This window comes from Rhabdobacter roseus, from assembly GCF_014202275.1.
GTDB classification, from domain to species: Bacteria; Bacteroidota; Bacteroidia; order Cytophagales; family Spirosomataceae; genus Rhabdobacter; species Rhabdobacter roseus.
Window position 1 is genome coordinate 20,839 of the sequence record NZ_JACHGF010000012.1, and the last position, 16,787, is coordinate 37,625.

Annotated in this window: 15 protein-coding genes and 1 CRISPR repeat array; of the genes, 9 read left to right on the forward strand and 6 right to left on the reverse strand. The window is 50.3% G+C overall.

The genetic code is table 11. The features are described 5' to 3' along the window. Window positions 1-207: 207 nt before the first annotated feature. From HNQ92_RS24585 to cas4, 9 genes are read left to right on the forward strand one after another with little or no spacing between them, the layout of a single operon-like run. The gene (locus HNQ92_RS24585) at window positions 208-2,094 is read left to right on the forward strand and encodes a TM1802 family CRISPR-associated protein (protein WP_184178432.1); all 1,887 of its coding nucleotides are present in this window, start codon (window positions 208-210) and stop codon (window positions 2,092-2,094) included. Between the two features lie 27 nt (window positions 2,095-2,121). Next, window positions 2,122-2,985, forward strand: coding sequence for a type I-B CRISPR-associated protein Cas7/Csh2 (gene cas7b, locus HNQ92_RS24590; protein WP_184178434.1), 864 nt, complete (start codon window positions 2,122-2,124; stop codon window positions 2,983-2,985). A 9-nt stretch (window positions 2,986-2,994) separates the two neighbouring features. After that, entirely contained in the window at window positions 2,995-3,708 is a 714-nt protein-coding gene (gene cas5b, locus HNQ92_RS24595) for a type I-B CRISPR-associated protein Cas5b (protein ID WP_184178436.1), read from the forward strand. Further along, on the forward strand, window positions 3,683-6,139 hold the full coding sequence (gene cas3, locus HNQ92_RS24600) for a CRISPR-associated helicase Cas3' (RefSeq protein WP_184178438.1): 2,457 nt from the start codon (window positions 3,683-3,685) through the stop codon (window positions 6,137-6,139). Before cas5b ends, cas3 begins: the two co-directional genes overlap by 26 nt. Further along, on the forward strand, window positions 6,136-6,843 hold the full coding sequence (locus tag HNQ92_RS24605) for a CRISPR-associated endonuclease Cas6 (protein WP_184178440.1): 708 nt from the start codon (window positions 6,136-6,138) through the stop codon (window positions 6,841-6,843). The genes cas3 and HNQ92_RS24605 overlap by 4 nt, the downstream gene beginning before the upstream one ends. Before the next feature lie 24 nt (window positions 6,844-6,867). Continuing rightward, entirely contained in the window at window positions 6,868-7,038 is a 171-nt protein-coding gene (locus tag HNQ92_RS24610) for a transcriptional regulator (RefSeq protein WP_184178442.1), read from the forward strand. Window positions 7,039-7,066: 28 nt separating this feature from the next. After that, window positions 7,067-8,065: a CRISPR-associated endonuclease Cas1 gene (cas1, locus tag HNQ92_RS24615; protein WP_184178444.1), complete on the forward strand. Its 999-nt coding sequence runs from the start codon at window positions 7,067-7,069 to the stop codon at window positions 8,063-8,065. 41 nt (window positions 8,066-8,106) lie between these two features. Next, on the forward strand, window positions 8,107-8,397 hold the full coding sequence (cas2, locus tag HNQ92_RS24620; protein WP_184178446.1) for a CRISPR-associated endonuclease Cas2: 291 nt from the start codon (window positions 8,107-8,109) through the stop codon (window positions 8,395-8,397). Between the two features lie 21 nt (window positions 8,398-8,418). Then, complete coding sequence (cas4, locus tag HNQ92_RS24625) at window positions 8,419-8,994, forward strand: CRISPR-associated protein Cas4 (RefSeq protein WP_184178448.1); 576 nt, start codon at window positions 8,419-8,421, stop codon at window positions 8,992-8,994. Between the two features lie 195 nt (window positions 8,995-9,189). After that, a CRISPR array of direct repeats spans window positions 9,190-9,822; the repeat unit is 37 nt; unit sequence CTTCCAAAGTACCTTCCAAATCAAGATGGATTGAAAC. A 158-nt stretch (window positions 9,823-9,980) separates the two neighbouring features. On the opposite strand, the gene HNQ92_RS24630 is transcribed toward cas4, so the two are convergent. The 6 genes from HNQ92_RS24630 to HNQ92_RS24655 all read right to left on the reverse strand — a co-directional run bounded on the left by HNQ92_RS24630 (window position 9,981) and on the right by HNQ92_RS24655 (window position 16,770). Continuing rightward, complete coding sequence (locus HNQ92_RS24630) at window positions 9,981-10,424, reverse strand: hypothetical protein (protein WP_184178450.1); 444 nt, start codon at window positions 10,422-10,424, stop codon at window positions 9,981-9,983. Window positions 10,425-10,463: 39 nt separating this feature from the next. Next, window positions 10,464-12,692, reverse strand: a complete 2,229-nt coding sequence (locus HNQ92_RS24635) for a xanthine dehydrogenase family protein molybdopterin-binding subunit (RefSeq protein WP_184178452.1) — start codon at window positions 12,690-12,692, stop codon at window positions 10,464-10,466. A gap of 3 nt (window positions 12,693-12,695) precedes the next feature. After that, window positions 12,696-13,688, reverse strand: a complete 993-nt coding sequence (locus HNQ92_RS24640) for an FAD binding domain-containing protein (RefSeq protein ID WP_184178454.1) — start codon at window positions 13,686-13,688, stop codon at window positions 12,696-12,698. Beyond that, the gene (locus HNQ92_RS24645) at window positions 13,681-14,217 is read right to left on the reverse strand and encodes a (2Fe-2S)-binding protein (protein WP_184178457.1); all 537 of its coding nucleotides are present in this window, start codon (window positions 14,215-14,217) and stop codon (window positions 13,681-13,683) included. Before HNQ92_RS24645 ends, HNQ92_RS24640 begins: the two co-directional genes overlap by 8 nt. Before the next feature lie 352 nt (window positions 14,218-14,569). Then, entirely contained in the window at window positions 14,570-15,154 is a 585-nt protein-coding gene (locus HNQ92_RS24650; RefSeq protein WP_184178459.1) for a hypothetical protein, read from the reverse strand. Window positions 15,155-15,279: 125 nt separating this feature from the next. After that, window positions 15,280-16,770, reverse strand: a complete 1,491-nt coding sequence (locus HNQ92_RS24655) for a RagB/SusD family nutrient uptake outer membrane protein (protein ID WP_184178461.1) — start codon at window positions 16,768-16,770, stop codon at window positions 15,280-15,282. Window positions 16,771-16,787 lie beyond the last annotated feature (17 nt).

Sequence of the window (16,787 nt, forward strand, 5' to 3'; positions counted from 1 at the left end):
ATCGCCCCTTCAAAAAGTGCCACAACTGTGGACAAGAGCGATGCTCCGAATGCGAAATCTGTAATGGAAATTCTTTCGATGAGGATCTGATTCCCTAATGTGTTTACATACCGCTTGATAAACTTTTTCTAAAAAAAGTCTTGATTGTCCGTATTTGTCAATGGAGATGGTGAGATTGCCGACGTATATGCAACACGATCAAATATTATGATAAAAACTCTCTATCAGTTTGGGAAGCAATTGCAGAAGATAGATTCTATGCAACGGTACTTTCAGGCCTTTGGATCGCCCTACTCAGAGAGAGCCGAAAACGAGAAAGTGATTGTTGCAGAGATCGACAATGGCCAACTCAATAAATTGTCGCTCGATGAGTATCGCAAAACCTGGGACAAAAAGTATTTATTCCGCGAACTTGCTTCTGCCCGATCGACCAGCATTTTGCCTACACTACATTTTTATTACCTTCCGATTGGAGACAAGCCCGAGACTCGTGCTAGCAACGAGAAACTGCTCGAAGGCAGCATCGAAAAGTTTATGGATAAGCTAGGTAGGAGTCTTGGAGCCAATGCAAAGATTTATAACTCTCTTTTCGACTCTGAAAAACTTCTGGAAAGGCTACTGATTGAACTCAAAGATTTCGTTATTGAAAACTGCACAGAAAAGAAAAACTATCTTTTCACGCTCAGAATAGACGGCAAATGGTTGGGTGAGATTCCGGAAATGGTGAAAATCCTGGACGATGAAGCCTATAACAAGTATTTCAGCAGTAAAGGGCAGGATTACCGGGCAGTGGATAAAACCTGCTCCGTAACCTACCAGGCGGTAGAGGAAGTATGGGGCCGTGTCGATACGTTGGGGTTTACGGTCAATGACATTTCCTTTTCCAGAAATGGCTTTGATGCCAAGAACTCGTACAAGATGTTTCCGGTATCGCCCGAAGCTGTAAAAATTCTGGAAGGAACACAGAGAGCTTTGGAAGATAGTTTTTCCTATGGCTTTCAAAATATGAAGTTCTTCGTACTTCCCCGGTTCATTGCTCTGGAAGACGAAGAATTAAGGTTTGAGGTTGTTGACATATACGTTCAGCAGAGCCGCCGGGATAAAGCGGCCTCATCGGAAACACAGTCGCAGTCGATCGTAAATTCAGAAAGCATCTTCAATGAAATCATTCATGAGGAAAAACTAAGCAATAGCAGCATCTATTACGATATTTTCTTTTACGAGCAGAAGCAGGCTCAATTTTCTATAAAAGTACATATATCGGACGTGCTACCTTCGCGATTCAAGACTATATTGAATGCTAAGGGTTTGATTGAGAGAAGATATGATAATATGACCAAAGTCATAACCAAGAAGCAGGATGTATATCCCTTTTATCTGACTTTCTACGAAATCAAAAAGTACTTTCCTGAACCCTTTTTCTTCCAGATAGCTGAGGCTATTTTTTATAAAAACCTAGTGAGGGAGAAGCAGGTGTTGGCGTCGTTCATGCAGCTAATTGTCGAGGCGTTTAAAAACCAAAGCGAAGAAGCTTACAAGTTTCCTCAGTTAGTAAAAAGGTCATTCACCATTTACCAATATTTTCAAACCCTTCAACTTTTCGGAAAAATGGAAGTACAAGAAAAGGAATCGATCAGTTTAAATGCGGAAATTTTTGTTGAACAGCATCAGAATTTCTTTCAGGGTACACCACTGAAAATGGCGGCATTCTACTTAGGATGTGCGACCGAAATTCTTCTGAACGCTCAGGATAGCCACTTGGGAAGCCGTCCCTTCAATCATAAACTCAATAACCTGAGCATAGGTTACCGGGAGATGATGGAAATTAAGCCTAAGCTTTTAGCTAAAACAGATGAATACCAGAAAGCGGACAAACTTTATGGTGGTTACGAGGATTTTCTGAGGCTGATAGCTCGCTTCGACGCCTCGTTTGTTGAGGCAAATGAAAGGCAAGCCGACAAAACAGAAATCTCCTATGCCTTTTCCTTGGGGTTGACGATTCAGCGCGAGTTTTTTCTGAACCGAATAAAGGAACGTAGTAAAGCAAAAAAAGACAGAGAGGCCCATAAGCAAAATTCAGACGTTCAAAACTAATTTTCCAACCTAATTACCTCCTATCCCATGAGTACTATCCAAAGCCGCAGTGAGTTACTATTCCTCTACGACGTTAAGCGTTGCAATCCCAACGGCGATCCACTCGATTCCAATCGTCCACGCCTCGATGAAGAAACGGGCCGATGTCTTGTCACAGATGTCCGCCTTAAAAGAACCATTCGCGATTATCTCATTGATAAGGGATACGACGGGCAAGAGGGTAGCAGAGGTGATATTTTTATCAGGACAGAGGCCGTAACGGGTGAGCAACGTTCCGGTGCTTATGCCAGTGAAGACGAGTTTAAAAATAAATTTATCGATGTCCGGCTGTTTGGAGGTGTATCCGCAGTAAAGGGCAAAAACTACCAGTTTACTGGTCCGGTGCAGTTCTCGATGGGCTACACACTGAATCAGGTTACGAAAGATAATTTTATTAAGGGAACCGGAGCCTTTGCCACGAAAGAGGGAGCAGAGCAAAAGACTTTTCGCGAAGAATACAACATCACCTATGGTTTGATAGCTTTTCATGGGGTAATTAATGAAAACGCTGCCCGGCATGTCGGTACTACCGGGGAGGATGTAAATGAATTGGTAGAAGCCATGTGGAATGGCACGAAAGATTTGCTTACGCGCTCAAAAAAAGGGCACATGCCCCGCCTACTAGTCAAAATTGATTACAGAGACGGCTTTTTCATCGGTGATCTTTGTCAGCGCCTGAAGATGACTTTGAAGGATGAAAAAAAGATGGAAAACCTAGAAGATGTCAGCGATTACATTCTGGATACGACGGATCTTATCACGGCCTTGAAAAAGTATGACGATAAGATTACCGGAATAACTGTACAGGCGGATGACCGACTAGAAATGAGTGCGTCCATCCCTACCAAATAAAGTCAGTCCATGAACATTTTGGTTTTCGACATCTGGGGCGAGTATGCCCATTACAAGAAGATTTACGCTACTACATCCGCCCTGACGTACGCCATACCTACCAAAACCAGTCTGTACGGCTATATAGGAGCCATATTAGGTTTGGAGAAAAAGGGAAATGCCTATTTAAAGGCATTTGCGGACAAGTCTTGTTTAGTGGGGATTAGTTTGCAAAAGCCACTGATTTTTCAGCGCATGGGCATCAACCTCAAAGCCGAGTTAGGGAGGAAAAAGGAAGGGGCACCTCCCAAACCTACCATGACGGAATTTGTGCATCAGCCTCGCTATCGCATTTATGTAAGCCATCAAGACGAAAAAACGTATCAGAAACTAAGGGATGCCTTGCGGTCTCATTCAGCAGCATATACTCCTACGCTAGGCTTGGCGGGTTTGCTTTCGAACTTTGGATTTGTGGGAGAATATAAGGCTGAGGCTACTACCTCTCCTGATTTTGTTACCATTGATTCCGTGATTCCCCGAAGTGATTTTGTCGGACTTGACAACCAAAGTTTGGCAGGCGGTGAATTCTATTTGGTCGAACAAAGTCTTTATGCAATGGAGATGGACACCGAGCGTAACGTTACCGAACGGGACGACATTCTATTGGAAAGGAAAGGGAACCCTATACCCGCAAAAGTAAAAAAACACTACGTAGTCGATGGAAAGAACATCTGCCTCTTTTGAATTAATCTCTCATCCTGACCGTACCCTTAGAACGCACCTGTTCAACTGTAATGCTATATCTCACAAAATATTACAATTGAAGTATATTAACTCAGAGGCTTTTTATCCAGTGGATCTATTGGAGAAGATGAGGCATCTACTGGTATATTTTCATGATTTTGGAAAGGGAAGCTTTTTTCAATATAAGATCATTAAGGCGACAGAGGAAGCAGAAAACAATTCTAAATTCAAAAATCTTCCCGAAATTCAGGGTTATATAGCTTTCTTCAATGGCAGTCGCAGAGAGGAGTTTGAGAAACTTCTTGAAGAAGACGAGCGCTTGGGAAACCATGCCAAGCTGGGCGGGTACTTTGTATTGAGTAATTTTAAAAGCGAAGATCCCATTTTAGAGTTTATCCTTCTAAAGATAATTCGCCGCCATCATGGAAGTCTTAATAATTTTTTCAAAGATTCTAGTGAACGTTTACAAATTCTGTTGACTGAATCAGAAATTGAGTATTTAGAGAAACAAATAAAGTATCAGGATTTTGAATTGTATCAACAAATACTGGACTCTCAAAATTTATCAGTCCATAAAAATGCATGGGACGAAATTAAGGCGAATCTGTCAAGTGGAAGAAAACTTGTCAAAATTCAAAGTGCCCTTGAAAAGCAAAATGAAATTAAATATTTTTTTCTACAACATTTACTTTTCTCCTTGCTCCTTTCTGCTGATAAAGGGGACATGATGATTGATAGAAGTGAGAAAGAAAACCTAATAAAAGAAAACCAGCTTCTTTCACAAGACCTCATTAGTAATTACAAACAGCAAAAACACAAAGAAGATAAACCCAGAGCTTTGGATCTAGTCCGAGAGGAAGCGTATCAGTTAGTGCGAAAGAACGCGCTTGAACACGCGCACAAAGGGTTTTTCTCAATTACATTACCTACAGGACTAGGTAAAACCTACGGAGCTTACAACACAGCAATAATTTTACAAAATGCTTATCACGAGCAATTTAGAGTATGCCCTAGAATAATTTATGTTCTTCCCTTTACATCAATAATCGATCAAAATGAAGATATTCTGAGAGATATTTTAGTCAAAAGCGGAATTGAAAACCTAGAAACAAGACTATCGAAAAATCATTACTTGTCTACCTCTAATGACAAATATGATGAAGAAAAGCTGAACCGTGACGAGCCAGACTACCTCACCGAAGGCTGGGAGCATGATATCATCGTTACTACATTCGTTCAGTTTTTAGAAGGTATCTTTACCGATCAAAATCGTCTACTGCGAAAGTTTCACAACATGACTAACGCAATTTTTATTTTAGATGAAGTGCAGAATATCCCTCCTCAGTATTTTGAAGCGATCGAAGTTGTATTTAAAAAAATGAACGAATACTTTGGTACTAAATTCGTCTTTGTGACAGCCACTCAGCCGTTTCTTTTTGAAAATAAGTCCGATATTCAAGAACTGGCTGACCCGAAAAAATACTTTAAGGGATTGAAAAGAATCATACTTGATCAATCTCTGCTTAAAAAATACGATAAGATCGAACTGGACGATTTTGTTTCACTTCTGAAAAGTGATATTGAAGAAAATTCTGAAAAATCGTTTCTGATTATTTGTAATACGATAAAGTCTTCCCAGAAAATTTTTAAGTCGCTTTCAGATGAATTCGGGGAGATTCTCTACTTATCCAGTTCGATTTTGCCAAATCGAAGAATGGAAGTAATCCGTCAAATCAAAGAACAGAATGGCAGGCAAATTGTGGTATCGACGCAGGTCGTGGAGGCGGGTGTCGATATCGATCTTGACATTGTGTACCGTGATTTTGCGCCTTTGGACAGCATCAATCAGTCAGCGGGGCGCTGTAATCGGAATGGCGAGAAGGGCAGCGGAATCGTAAAACTTTTCAATCTGGATAAGGCTAAGTACATCTATGACAAAGTACTACTGTCAAAAACCCGTGAAATTTTAAAGGAGTATCCTGAATCTATCTTAGAATCACAACTTTACGACTTAAATAAAAAATACGCTACGGCGGTGAGGAAGGGAAAAGCAGAAGCAAACGACGAGTCGATTTATCTGATTGAAGCAATGCAGCAGCTTCGTACGGAGGATGTCGCAAACAAATTCAAGCTCATTGAGGCCGACTATCGAAACTACAATGTATTCCTTCCTATTGATGATAATGCGCAGGATATATGGCAGCAGTATGTGTCTATTATAAAGGAAACCGAAGATAGCTTTGAGCTAAAACGAAAAATTAAACGTATAAAGCCCCAACTCTTGCAATACGTAACCAGATTTCCTAAAAATAAATTTGTGCCTCCTGCTAATCAGAAAGACAGGAAAATCATGTACATCAGCAACTGGCAGGAAAATTATGATTTAAAAACTGGGTTTAAATCAACAGATGATCAGACTTTTATTCTATGACCCCCACCATCCAAATCCCCATCACCACCATTACTTTCCCCGAGATCGCCCTGCGGGTGCGGGATGCGCACAAGCTGCGGGGGTACTTCGGCACGCTGTTTCGGGAGCATTCGCCCCTGCTGCACAACCACTTCGAGGAGGGGAGTGACGGGGCGGGGCCGCAGTACCGCTACGCCTACCCGCTGGTGCAGTACAAGGTACTTCGTAAGGTACCTACGCTGGTGGGCCTGGGCGAGGGGGCGGGCCTGCTGGTAGAGCTATTCCTGAAAATGCGGGAACTGCGCCTCGACGGCGTTACCTACCCGGTGCTGAGCAAGCACATTCGGCACGAGCAGGCAACCATCGGCCTCTCCGACGACCTCCACACCTACCGCTACGAAACCCTCTGGCTGGGGCTGAACCAGAAAAACTACAAGGCTTACCACCAGGCCGACGCGGCGGCGAAGGCCACGATCCTGAAAAATACGGCCGTGGCCAACCTCCTCACCTTCGTGGAGGCCTTTGGCCTGAAGCTGGACAAAAACCAGCCCGAGCAGCGGGTACTTTTGAAGCTCACACCCACCGAGCCCGTCACAACGAAGTTCAAGAACGTGGAGTTTCTGGGCTTTGGCGGTAGCTTCACCACCAACGTGCTGCTGCCCGATGACGTAGGGCTGGGCAAGCAGGCCGCGCGGGGCTTTGGGACGGTGAGAAAACTAGCGTAACAGGTACTTAACTGCCCGATAATCATGGAACTGAGACCAATCCGTAATGAAGGAGAATACGAACAGATGCTGGAATGGGTAGACGCGCAATTTGATCAAAAACCGCGTTTGGATAGCCCGGAAGGCGTGGCGCTTCAAGTGGCGCTATCGTACATTAAGCTTTATGAAGATATACACTATCCTGTTTTGAGTTGATTTAGTAACACCCCACAACCCCCTCCCCATGCAGCTCCACATCAATACCTACGGCGCGTACGTCCACGTGAAGGACGATATGTTTGAGGTGCGCGTCCGGGACGAGAAGAAGGAAATCCAGAAGAAGCACTACTCGGCCCAGAAAGTGACGGCCCTGTGGCTGGCTACGGGCACCGCCCTGAGTACTGACGCCGTGCGCCTGGCCATGACCTACAACGTAGACATCGTGTTTCTGGAGCAAGACGGCGACCCCTTCGGGCGGGTGTGGCACAGCAAGCTGGGCAGCACCACCAAGATCCGGAAGGCGCAGCTCGAAGCCAGCGTGGGCGCGGCCGGGCTGCACTGGGTGAAGCAGTGGCTGGGCCGCAAGCTCGACAACCAGCTGGAGTTGATCAAAGACCTCAAGAAGCACCGTCCGCAGCACGCCGCGTTTCTGAACGACAAAATAGCCCGGATCGAGGCCCTGAGCGTGTCGATCCAGACGCAGGAGGCGGCGCGCGTGGCCGAGGTAGCCGACACCCTGCGAGGGCTGGAGGGCACGGCCGGTCGGCTCTACTTCGAAACCCTCAGCTACGTGCTGCCGGAGGGCTACACGTTTCAGGGCCGGAGTATGCGTCCGGCCCGCGACGCCTTCAACGCCTTCCTGAACTACGGCTACGGCATCCTGTACAGCAAGATCGAAAAGACGCTCATCGTGGCGGGCGTGGACCCGTACCTGGGTTTTCTGCACCGCGACGACTACAACCAGCTCAGCATGGTGTTTGATTTTATTGAGCCCTACCGTACCTACGTGGATGAAGTGGTGTTCCGGTTGTTTTCGGCCAAGAAGGTCAACAAAGCGCACGTAGACCCGCTGGCGCAGGGCGTCACGCTCAATAAGGAAGGCAAAGCCCTGCTCGTAACGACCCTGAACGAGTTTCTGGACGGGCAGCCGATCCGGCACGGAGGTCGTAACCTGCCGCGCAGCCTGGCCATCCAGCACGACGCCCACCATTTTGCCAATACGCTCATCGGGAAGAAAGGGTAGGGGCGTAGCCATTTTTTACACCATTAACCAAGACGACTACCATGCTGGTTTGGGTACTGTATGACATCGAAAAAGACCGCAGCCGTACCAAGGCGGCCAAAGCCTGCGAGCGGGCGGGGCTCTACCGGGTGCAGTTTTCGTGCTTTCTGGGGACGCTCACCCCGGCCCAGAAAACCACGCTGACACTGCAACTGGAGGAACTCATCGACGAAGAAAAAGACAAGGTGTACATTTTTCCGATGAGCCAGGATGAGTTGCGCCAGACGGTGCTGCTGGGGCAGGCTTTTGACAAAAAACTGGTCAAAGACGAAGTTTCGGCGCTGTTTTTTTAACCTACCTACCCACGTACCACCATGCCCTCCCTGACGCCCTCGCACATCATCGAGTACCTGTTTTGTCCGCGGTTTACGTACTTTGAATACGTACTTCGTATACCCCAGCACGAAGACAGCAACTACCTGGTGCTGCGCGGACGCGGTCTGCACGACCAGAAGCTGGAGCAAAATAAAGACTACCTGCGGCGGCGTATCGGTGCTACCGACAAGCTTCTGGACCAGTACCTGACCAACGAGCTCATCCGCGGGCGACTGGATGAGGTCCTGACCCTGGCCGACGGCAGCATGGCCCCGCTCGACTACAAATTTGCCGAGTACAACGACCGCGTGTATGACACCTACCGCACGCAACTTTACTGCTACGCCTGGCTCATCGAGGAGCATTTTGGCAAACCCGTCCACAAGGGTTTCCTGGTGTACACCCGCAGTCGGAACAAGGTAGTAGAGGTACCCATCACCGACGCCGACAAGGAGCACGTGCGCGCGGCGGCGCGCGCCATTTTTCAGATTATCGACGAAAATCGCTTTCCAAAAGCTACCAAATACAAGGCCCGTTGCGTAACTTGCACGTACCGCAATATGTGTATCCGATGAGTGTTTCCGGCTGTGAATTTATGGAGGTAGTTGTCGAAATCAGAGGTAATTCGCTGTTGGTCAGCAATTTATACTTCCGGAAAAGGGGCCAAAATCAACCCTTTCCAAGCTCTTTGACGTATTGTGTAATGAAAAATAGGGCTAAGCAAAAAGCAAATAAACAATTAGTATTCAGCACTTTGGAGCTCCCGACGACTTCCAAAGTACCTTCCAAATCAAGATGGATTGAAACCATTCTGAGTACCACCGCCCCGGCCAGGCCCAGTAGTCTTCCAAAGTACCTTCCAAATCAAGATGGATTGAAACAGCGCCGATGCGTGACGGTACCCGGTACCGTGGCAAACTTCCAAAGTACCTTCCAAATCAAGATGGATTGAAACGCGTTATTGTGTAAGTACTCCCAGCATTGCGAAGCGAACTTCCAAAGTACCTTCCAAATCAAGATGGATTGAAACCTAAAGGTCGGTAGTAATCTGTGAAATGTCAAGGGGTACTTCCAAAGTACCTTCCAAATCAAGATGGATTGAAACGAAAACCTGAAAACCCTACGACTATGAACGCGGAAAATCTTCCAAAGTACCTTCCAAATCAAGATGGATTGAAACCTTACATGGCCGTAAAGTGCGATTCCGTGGAGCAGAAACTTCCAAAGTACCTTCCAAATCAAGATGGATTGAAACACAAAGACAACAACCCGATTGCCGATACCTCCGTAAACTTCCAAAGTACCTTCCAAGTCAAGATGGATTGAAACTAGATGCGGTTGTAACTAGTTTCGTAGTTATTACCCGCTTCCAAAGTACCTTCCAAGTCAAGATGGATTGAAAGAGTATTGAATGCAGGAATCTTTGCTCCTTGAGTGTTTCTGTTAGGAGGCGAGATGGTTATTTAGAAACAGCGTAGGGTACTTTATAGGTAGTATAAGGCAAAAAAAACCTCCCGGCTGTCGGGCGCGGGAGGTGGAAAACGGGTGGAGTGGGAGTCGTTTAGGTTTTGTCGCGCAGGAGCTGGGTTACGGCGGCCGCGACGAGGCCGCCCACCAGGTACCAGGCTACAGTCAGGACCTGGGTTTTGGAAGTGCGGTTGCTGGGGGCTTCGTCGAGGCCGAGGGGCTGGGGCAGCAACACCGCACCAACTCCGGCGGCCAGCCCGAACAGCGCGCCGCGCAGCAGCAGGTTTTTGTCCTTATCGGCCCCGATGAGGCTGTAGTAGGTGGCGTTGCTGACCAGGTCTCCGGCGAGCGTGAGGTTATAGAGCGTTTGGCCGGATGGTGGCTCAACGTTTATTTTTTTTAACGATTTTTCCAGCGCCTCTTCGCCGATCAGGTCTATGCGCGGGGCGTCGGGGTCCCGGTGGCGGTAGAGCTCGTGCAAAACGTTGAGGGCAACTGCTCCGGCAATTCCTCCTCCCACGGCAGCGGTTGTGTTCATGCGTTCAGGGGTTAAAGATTTTGTTGATGAATAAGGTACTTACAAAAGTTTGTCGAGCGTGATGGGAAGGTCGCGGACGCGCTTGCCCGTAGCGTGAAAAATGGCGTTGGCCACGGCGGCGGACACACCCACCAGCCCGATTTCGCCCACACCCTTGACACCGATAGGACTGGCAATGGTATCCTGCTCTTCCACAAAAATAACGTCGATGTCGCGGATGTCGGCGTTGACGGCTACGTGGTATTCGGCCAGGTTGTGGTTCATGAAGCGGCCGTAGGTGTGGTCCATGAAGGTGTCTTCTTCCAGGGCCATCGAAATGCCCCATACCACTCCGCCCAAGATCTGGCTGCGGGCCGTTTTGGGGTTCAGGATGCGTCCGGCGGCAATGGCACTCACGACCCGGGTCACCAGAATAGAGCCCAGTGCTTCGTCAACCCGTACTTCGACAAAAACGGCGGAGTGGGTGTTGCGGGCGTACTTGCTCTGTTTTAGGAGCTTGGGCAGGGCGGTGGCCTTTTCCTCCAGAGTATTGATGCTGTTTTGCTGCATGAGCTCCGTCAATGACACTGCTACGGTAGCATCGCTGCGCAGCCGTAGGTACCCTTCGCTAAAGGTTACGTCTTTTAATTTCGCTTTGGCAAAAGGGGAGTTATTGGCAGCCTGGGCGAGCTTCAGCAATTTTTTCTGAATCTTTTCGCAAACATAGGTCACGGCCGTTCCCACCGAGGCCGCCGTGGCGGAGCCGCCCTCCACAAACGCCAGGGGCAGGGACGAATCGCCCAGCTGGGCCGTCACGTTCTCGAGCGGAAGCCCCAGCATTTCGGCGGCGATCTGGGTCATGATGGTGTAAGTACCCGTACCGATGTCGGCGGTGGCGCTGCCCACAGTGAGCTTGCCGTCACTGGTGAGGGTAGCCGTGGCGCGGGTAGGCATTTGCATGGCATCCCACATGCCGGTGGCCATGCCCCAGCCAATGAGCGCGGTGCCGTCTTTGGTAGAGCGGGGCTCGGGGTTTCGGTTGGCCCAGCCAAACCGCTCGGCTCCCTGCTGGTAGCATTCGCGCAGGGCTTTGCTCGAAAAAGGTTTTTCTTCGCTGGGTTCTTCTTCGGCATAATTTCGCAGCCGTAGCTCCAGGGGGTCTATATTGAGCTTGTAGGCCAGCTCGTCCATGGCGCATTCCAGGGCGTGTACCCCCGTGGCCGCGCCGGGCGAGCGCATGTCGAGGGGCGTGTACATGTCCAGCTGCACGAGCTTGTATTCCTGCTCCACGTTGGGGCAGGAATACATCATTCCCGACCAGTTCACAATGTTCTCGACGTAGTCTTCAAAAGTAGAGGTTTCGGAGTAAGCGGCGTGCCGGATGGCCTCCAGTTTGCCATCAAACGTAGCGCCGATTGCTACCTGCTGCATCGTGACGGGCCGGTGCCCGAACGAAAACATCTGCTGGCGCGTGAGCACCACCTTTACCGAGCGCTTCAGCTCCAGGGCGGCCAGGACGGCCATAAAAAGCTGGTACTGCGGCCGCAGGCCCGAGCCGAAGGCGCCGCCCACAAAGGGGGAAAGTACCCGTACGTTCTTTTTGGAAAGGCCAAAAACCATCGAGACATAGTGCTGGCTGTTGAGCACGCCCTGCGTTTTGTCGTAGATGGTCAGGCTGCCGTTTTCTTCGTAAAAAACCGTCGAGGCATGCATTTCCATGGGATTGTGGTGCTCGGCCCCGTGGTAGTACTCGCTTTCGATGCGGGTCGTAGCCTGGTCAAAAGCAGCTTTGAAATCCCCGCGCGACTTTGGTTTTTGGTACCCTAGCTTAAAACTGACGGGCGTGTAGAGGTCATCGAGGTTGGCTTCCAGGCTGGTAGTGGGCTCTTCCGACTCGTACTGTACCCGCACCAGCGTGGCCGCGTAGCGGGCCAGCTCGAAGGTCTCGGCCACCACCAGGGCTACCGGCTGCTGATTAAAAAGGATCTTTTCGTCGTAAAAAGGACGAAAGGGCGAGCCGCCCGGAGCGGTCATGTCCTTGTAGCTGAGGTCGAGCCAGGCAAGGTCGGGACGGTTCTGGTGGGAAAATACCTGAAGTACCCCTTCCAGCTGAAGGGCTTCATTGGCGTCAAGGTGCGTGATTTTGCCTTTGGCAATGGCACTTGACACCACGACCCCGTGCAGGAGGCCGGGCGCGTTAAATTCGGCGGCGTACTTGGCCTGCCCGGTTACTTTGGCCCGTCCGTCTACCCGACTGGTCGGCTGGCCTATATAGTGAGTGGTAGCCATGCGTTATTTTTCGTTGGTGAGAGCCTGCTCAAAGGCCCGCACAATGGCGCGCCGGGCCAGCTCGATTTTGAATTCATTGTACGGAAAGCCTTTGGCTCCTTGCAGTATCTTTTCCGCCGCCAGCTGGAAGCTTTCGCGCGTGGCGCTTTTTCCTATTAGCAGGGCTTCGGCTTCCGGGTCGCGCCAGGGCTTGTGGGCCACGCCACCCAGCGCCAGGCGCGCTTCCCGGATGGTATCGCCGTCCAGCTCCAGCGCCGCCGCTACCGACACCAGCGCAAAGGCGTAGGAGGTGCGGTCGCGCAGTTTGAGGTACGAATGGTGGTCGGCAAAGCCCTGGGGCGGCAGCTCAATGGCCGTGATGAGCTCGTCGGGCTGCAGGTTGTTGTCGAGCTCGGGCGTGTCGCCGGGCAAGCGGTGAAAATCCGCGAACGGAATGGCGCGATCGCCGTGGGGGCCTCTGACGTGTACCTTGGCTTCCAACGCAGCCAGGGCCACGCACATATCCGACGGGTGCGTCGCGATGCAGTGCTCACTGGTACCCAGTATGGCGTGAATGCGGTTGAACCCCCGGATCGCCGAACAGCCGGTACCGGGCTCGCGTTTGTTGCAGGGCGTGGCGGTGTCGTAGAAGTAGTAGCAGCGGGTACGTTGCATCAGGTTGCCGCCGTTGGTGGCCATGTTGCGCAGCTGCGGCGAAGCCCCGGCCAGGATAGCCTTGCTCAGGAGCGGGTAGCGCGTATCTACCTGCTCGTGGTAGGCGGTGTCGGCGTTGGTCACGAGGGCTCCCAGGCGAAGGCCTCCTTCGAGCGTATCTTCAATGGTATTGAGCTCGAGGTGCGTAATGTCCACCAGGTGTCGGGGGTGCATCACGTTTTCCTTCATGAGGTCGAGCAGATTAGTACCGCCCGCAATAAACTTGGCTTGGCGCTCGGGCAACGCTACTTCGTCCACGGCGGCGGCTACGTCCCTGGCCCGGCTGTACGAGAAACTATTCATGGCATGGGGCTGGTTGGGTGTGCATGACTTCCTCAATGGCATCGACGATGTTGGTATAGGCCCCACAGCGGCAGATATTCCCGCTCATGAGCTCCCGCACGTCGTCCCTGGTTTTGGCTTTGCCTTCGTTCATCAAGCCCACCGCCGAGCAGATTTGCCCCGGCGTACAGTACCCGCACTGAAACGCGTCGTGTTCGATAAAGGCCTTTTGGAGAGGATGCAGCGCTTCGCCCTGGGCCAGGCCTTCGATGGTGGTGATGTCGGTACCTTCTTTCATCACGGCCAGCGTGAGGCAGGAGTTGATCCGTTTGCCGTTTACCAGCACCGTGCAGGCTCCGCACTGGCCGTGGTCGCAGCCTTTTTTGGTGCCAGTCAGGTCCAGGTACTCCCGCAGGGCGTCGAGGAGCGAGGTCCAGGGAGCTACGTGGAGTCGAGTTTCGGTACCGTTGATTTTCAGGGTAATGGAAGTAGGTGGATGAACCTGATTCTCGACCTCCTCCACGATTTCATTTTCTGCGCTTCTGTACATACCCATCCTCGGTTATAAGGTTTAGAAATCCAATGATGATCCAAGACTCACAATTCGCGTTCCAGCTGCCCTCGGAAAGGAATGGGTACTTCCGTGCAGAAAGCACGGCCAGCGCTACGATGTGAAATAAAGAAGGTACTTTATTTAAAAAGCCATGAAACCGGGAAAGAAGGGCCAGAAAAAGCCGGATGGGCCGGAAGAAGAAGGGTATAAAAAAGCTCCGGTGTTGGTGATTCATACCGGAGCGCAGGCTTCTATACCTGGGAAAAATAGTCAGCAAGTACCCTCCTCCTAAAAATAGGACCAGGTACCTGCGTTGGACGATCACTAAAAAGGCCTGACGTTGGCGCGGCTAGTGAAGAGCAGGAGGATCCAGGACGGTAAGTACCCGCATAAAGACGTGGTACATAGCCTGGAGTTGCGCGGGGTCCATGATGCCTTCCTCCACGGAAAGCTCCAGGGTTTTTTCGGTAAAGGCGGCGTCCAGGTAATCGGGGATATTGATCTCGAAAGTGAGGTTGGAAAGTACCGAATCGGCCACTGCGAGTAGGGTAGTGCGGGTGGTTTCGTCCGCAAAAAGTACCTTGACGCGCTCCTCGTCGTTGGTCTGGATGATAAACTTGGCGTCAAAATCTTCGTAACCGATCTTGACATCCTGCATTCCGAAGAGTTTGCCTACCTCGCTCAGCAGGCCTTGTTCATAAATCTTGAATTTAAATTCGTCGGTCGTGGGGAGCGCTGCTTTGAAGCGGGTGGTAGAAATGCCACTCTCGAACCCGCCGCCCAGGTCGATGTCGACCCGTAGCTCAACCGTCCTATTTTGCTGCCGAATGGTAGCCTGGTAGTCCAGTATATCTTTTTTTTGGGCCAGGTCAGCCCGGATTTTTTGCCAGACTTCTTCTTCATTTTGACCCGAAAATTGGCGTTCGTTTTCCATAAGTAGCGTTGGCTTAGTAAATGGTCCTTATTTTAAAGGTAAAAATATATTTTACGCCTTCTTATAACAACACAAAGGGTACCCCTGTTTGGAGGTACCCTTTGTTGTTTTTACTCCAATACCCTTTATTGAGGGTTTTGAGCTACCGCGCCGTTGGTGTTGTTGATCTCATCCTGAGGAATTAAAAATTGCCATCTTATGTCTCCAGCGGGTATTTCAAGTACGCCGTTGGTATAAGAAGCATTGTGATTCCCCCCGTTGCGGTTAAGCGGGCTGTTGGTGCGCTTGAGGTCGTAGAAACGGAAGCCTTCGCCCCATAGCTCCACCCGGCGCTGAACCATGATCTCTTCTACCAAATCCGCACCGGTATTCGTTGAACGCACGTACTGGGGGTCGCGGTTTACGGCGAGCGTGAAGAGTACCTCGGCCGCTTCGGCATCCTTGCCCTGGCGAGCTAAGGCTTCGGCCTCGATCAGGTACATTTCGGCGGCCCGCATGTAGGGTACATCCCCGATGCTCAGGTTAGGATCAGCTACCTTGAATTTCTTCGAGTGGTACTTGTACCGCTGGAAGGTCGAAGCGGGCAGTGGGAAATCAGCGGTGTTCGTGCCCGTGGGGTCCCAGAGCTTCTTGCGCACGTCGGTGGCGGAAATTTTGTCGTACAGCACCGAGTACATCACCTTGGGCGTAGAACGGATGGCCGTGGAGTTGTAGTTTACGGACATATACGCAAAGAATGAGTAGAAGTAGTTGGTTTGGTCGGCTACGATGCGCGACGCCCACATCCACTCGGGGTTGCTGTAGTTGTTGAAGCCACCCAGGTAGTCGGTGTTAGACATGAGCGTAAAGCCAGCCCGCGCTTCTTTGGCCATTTGGGCGGCGGTGTTGTAATCCTGCTGCGTGAGGGCTACCCGCGCCTTAATCCCTTTCGCTACGTTCAGGTTAAAGTGGGATTTGTTGAGGCGCGCATAAGTACCAAACAACGAAATGGCCTCGTCGATGTCCTTATTGATTTGCGTATACACCTCCGCTACCGTATTCCGGGGCTTGGATTCCGTAGAAGGCTCAAGCACCAGCGGGATACCCAGGGCGCTGTTGGCGGCTCCGGCCGCAAAGCGCTCGCCGTAGAGCTGCACCGCCTGGAAGTACGCCCAGGCCCGGTACGTCAGGGCTTCGGCTTTGATAGCCCGCTTGTCGGCTTCCGGCCCTTCGGCGCCGTCGATATTGGCGATGATCATGTTGGCATTCCCAATAATGACGTAGTAGAACGTATAGTTATAAAACGTAATGCTACTAGAAGGGTTTCTGTGGCTAATCCACTGGTATTCTGAGCGTAACCAGCTGTTAGAAACGTTTGGAAATACCAGATCTTCGCCCATGATATCCATATACAGCATGTTTCCGGACTGCCCACCCTGTGCCTGGGTACCGAATATCTGGGAGTACAGGATCCGGTGGATACCGTTCAGTGCCGCCCAGGCATTTTTGGTTGTTTTGAAAGCATCAACGGTGGAAACCTGATCCGTCGGAGCGGTTTCCAGGTAATCTTCTTGACAGGCAGCGAGCGACAAAAGTAAAGCCAGCCCCAGCGCCCCAGTTTTTAGTATATTTTTCATTTTACTTTTTTCTTTTA

Bases quoted from the DNA above. Each gene is read 5' to 3' on its own strand.
- HNQ92_RS24585 (WP_184178432.1), top strand. From the start codon at position 208: ATGATAAAAACTCTCTATCAGTTTGGGAAGCAATTGCAGAAGATAGAT.
- cas7b (WP_184178434.1), top strand. From the start codon at position 2,122: ATGAGTACTATCCAAAGCCGCAGTGAGTTACTATTCCTCTACGACGTT.
- cas5b (WP_184178436.1), top strand. From the start codon at position 2,995: ATGAACATTTTGGTTTTCGACATCTGGGGCGAGTATGCCCATTACAAG.
- cas3 (WP_184178438.1), top strand. From the start codon at position 3,683: ATGGAAAGAACATCTGCCTCTTTTGAATTAATCTCTCATCCTGACCGT.
- HNQ92_RS24605 (WP_184178440.1), top strand. From the start codon at position 6,136: ATGACCCCCACCATCCAAATCCCCATCACCACCATTACTTTCCCCGAG.
- HNQ92_RS24610 (WP_184178442.1), top strand. From the start codon at position 6,868: ATGGAACTGAGACCAATCCGTAATGAAGGAGAATACGAACAGATGCTG.
- cas1 (WP_184178444.1), top strand. From the start codon at position 7,067: ATGCAGCTCCACATCAATACCTACGGCGCGTACGTCCACGTGAAGGAC.
- cas2 (WP_184178446.1), top strand. From the start codon at position 8,107: ATGCTGGTTTGGGTACTGTATGACATCGAAAAAGACCGCAGCCGTACC.
- cas4 (WP_184178448.1), top strand. From the start codon at position 8,419: ATGCCCTCCCTGACGCCCTCGCACATCATCGAGTACCTGTTTTGTCCG.
- HNQ92_RS24630 (WP_184178450.1), bottom strand. From the start codon at position 10,424: ATGAACACAACCGCTGCCGTGGGAGGAGGAATTGCCGGAGCAGTTGCC.
- HNQ92_RS24635 (WP_184178452.1), bottom strand. From the start codon at position 12,692: ATGGCTACCACTCACTATATAGGCCAGCCGACCAGTCGGGTAGACGGA.
- HNQ92_RS24640 (WP_184178454.1), bottom strand. From the start codon at position 13,688: ATGAATAGTTTCTCGTACAGCCGGGCCAGGGACGTAGCCGCCGCCGTG.
- HNQ92_RS24645 (WP_184178457.1), bottom strand. From the start codon at position 14,217: ATGTACAGAAGCGCAGAAAATGAAATCGTGGAGGAGGTCGAGAATCAG.
- HNQ92_RS24650 (WP_184178459.1), bottom strand. From the start codon at position 15,154: ATGGAAAACGAACGCCAATTTTCGGGTCAAAATGAAGAAGAAGTCTGG.
- HNQ92_RS24655 (WP_184178461.1), bottom strand. From the start codon at position 16,770: ATGAAAAATATACTAAAAACTGGGGCGCTGGGGCTGGCTTTACTTTTG.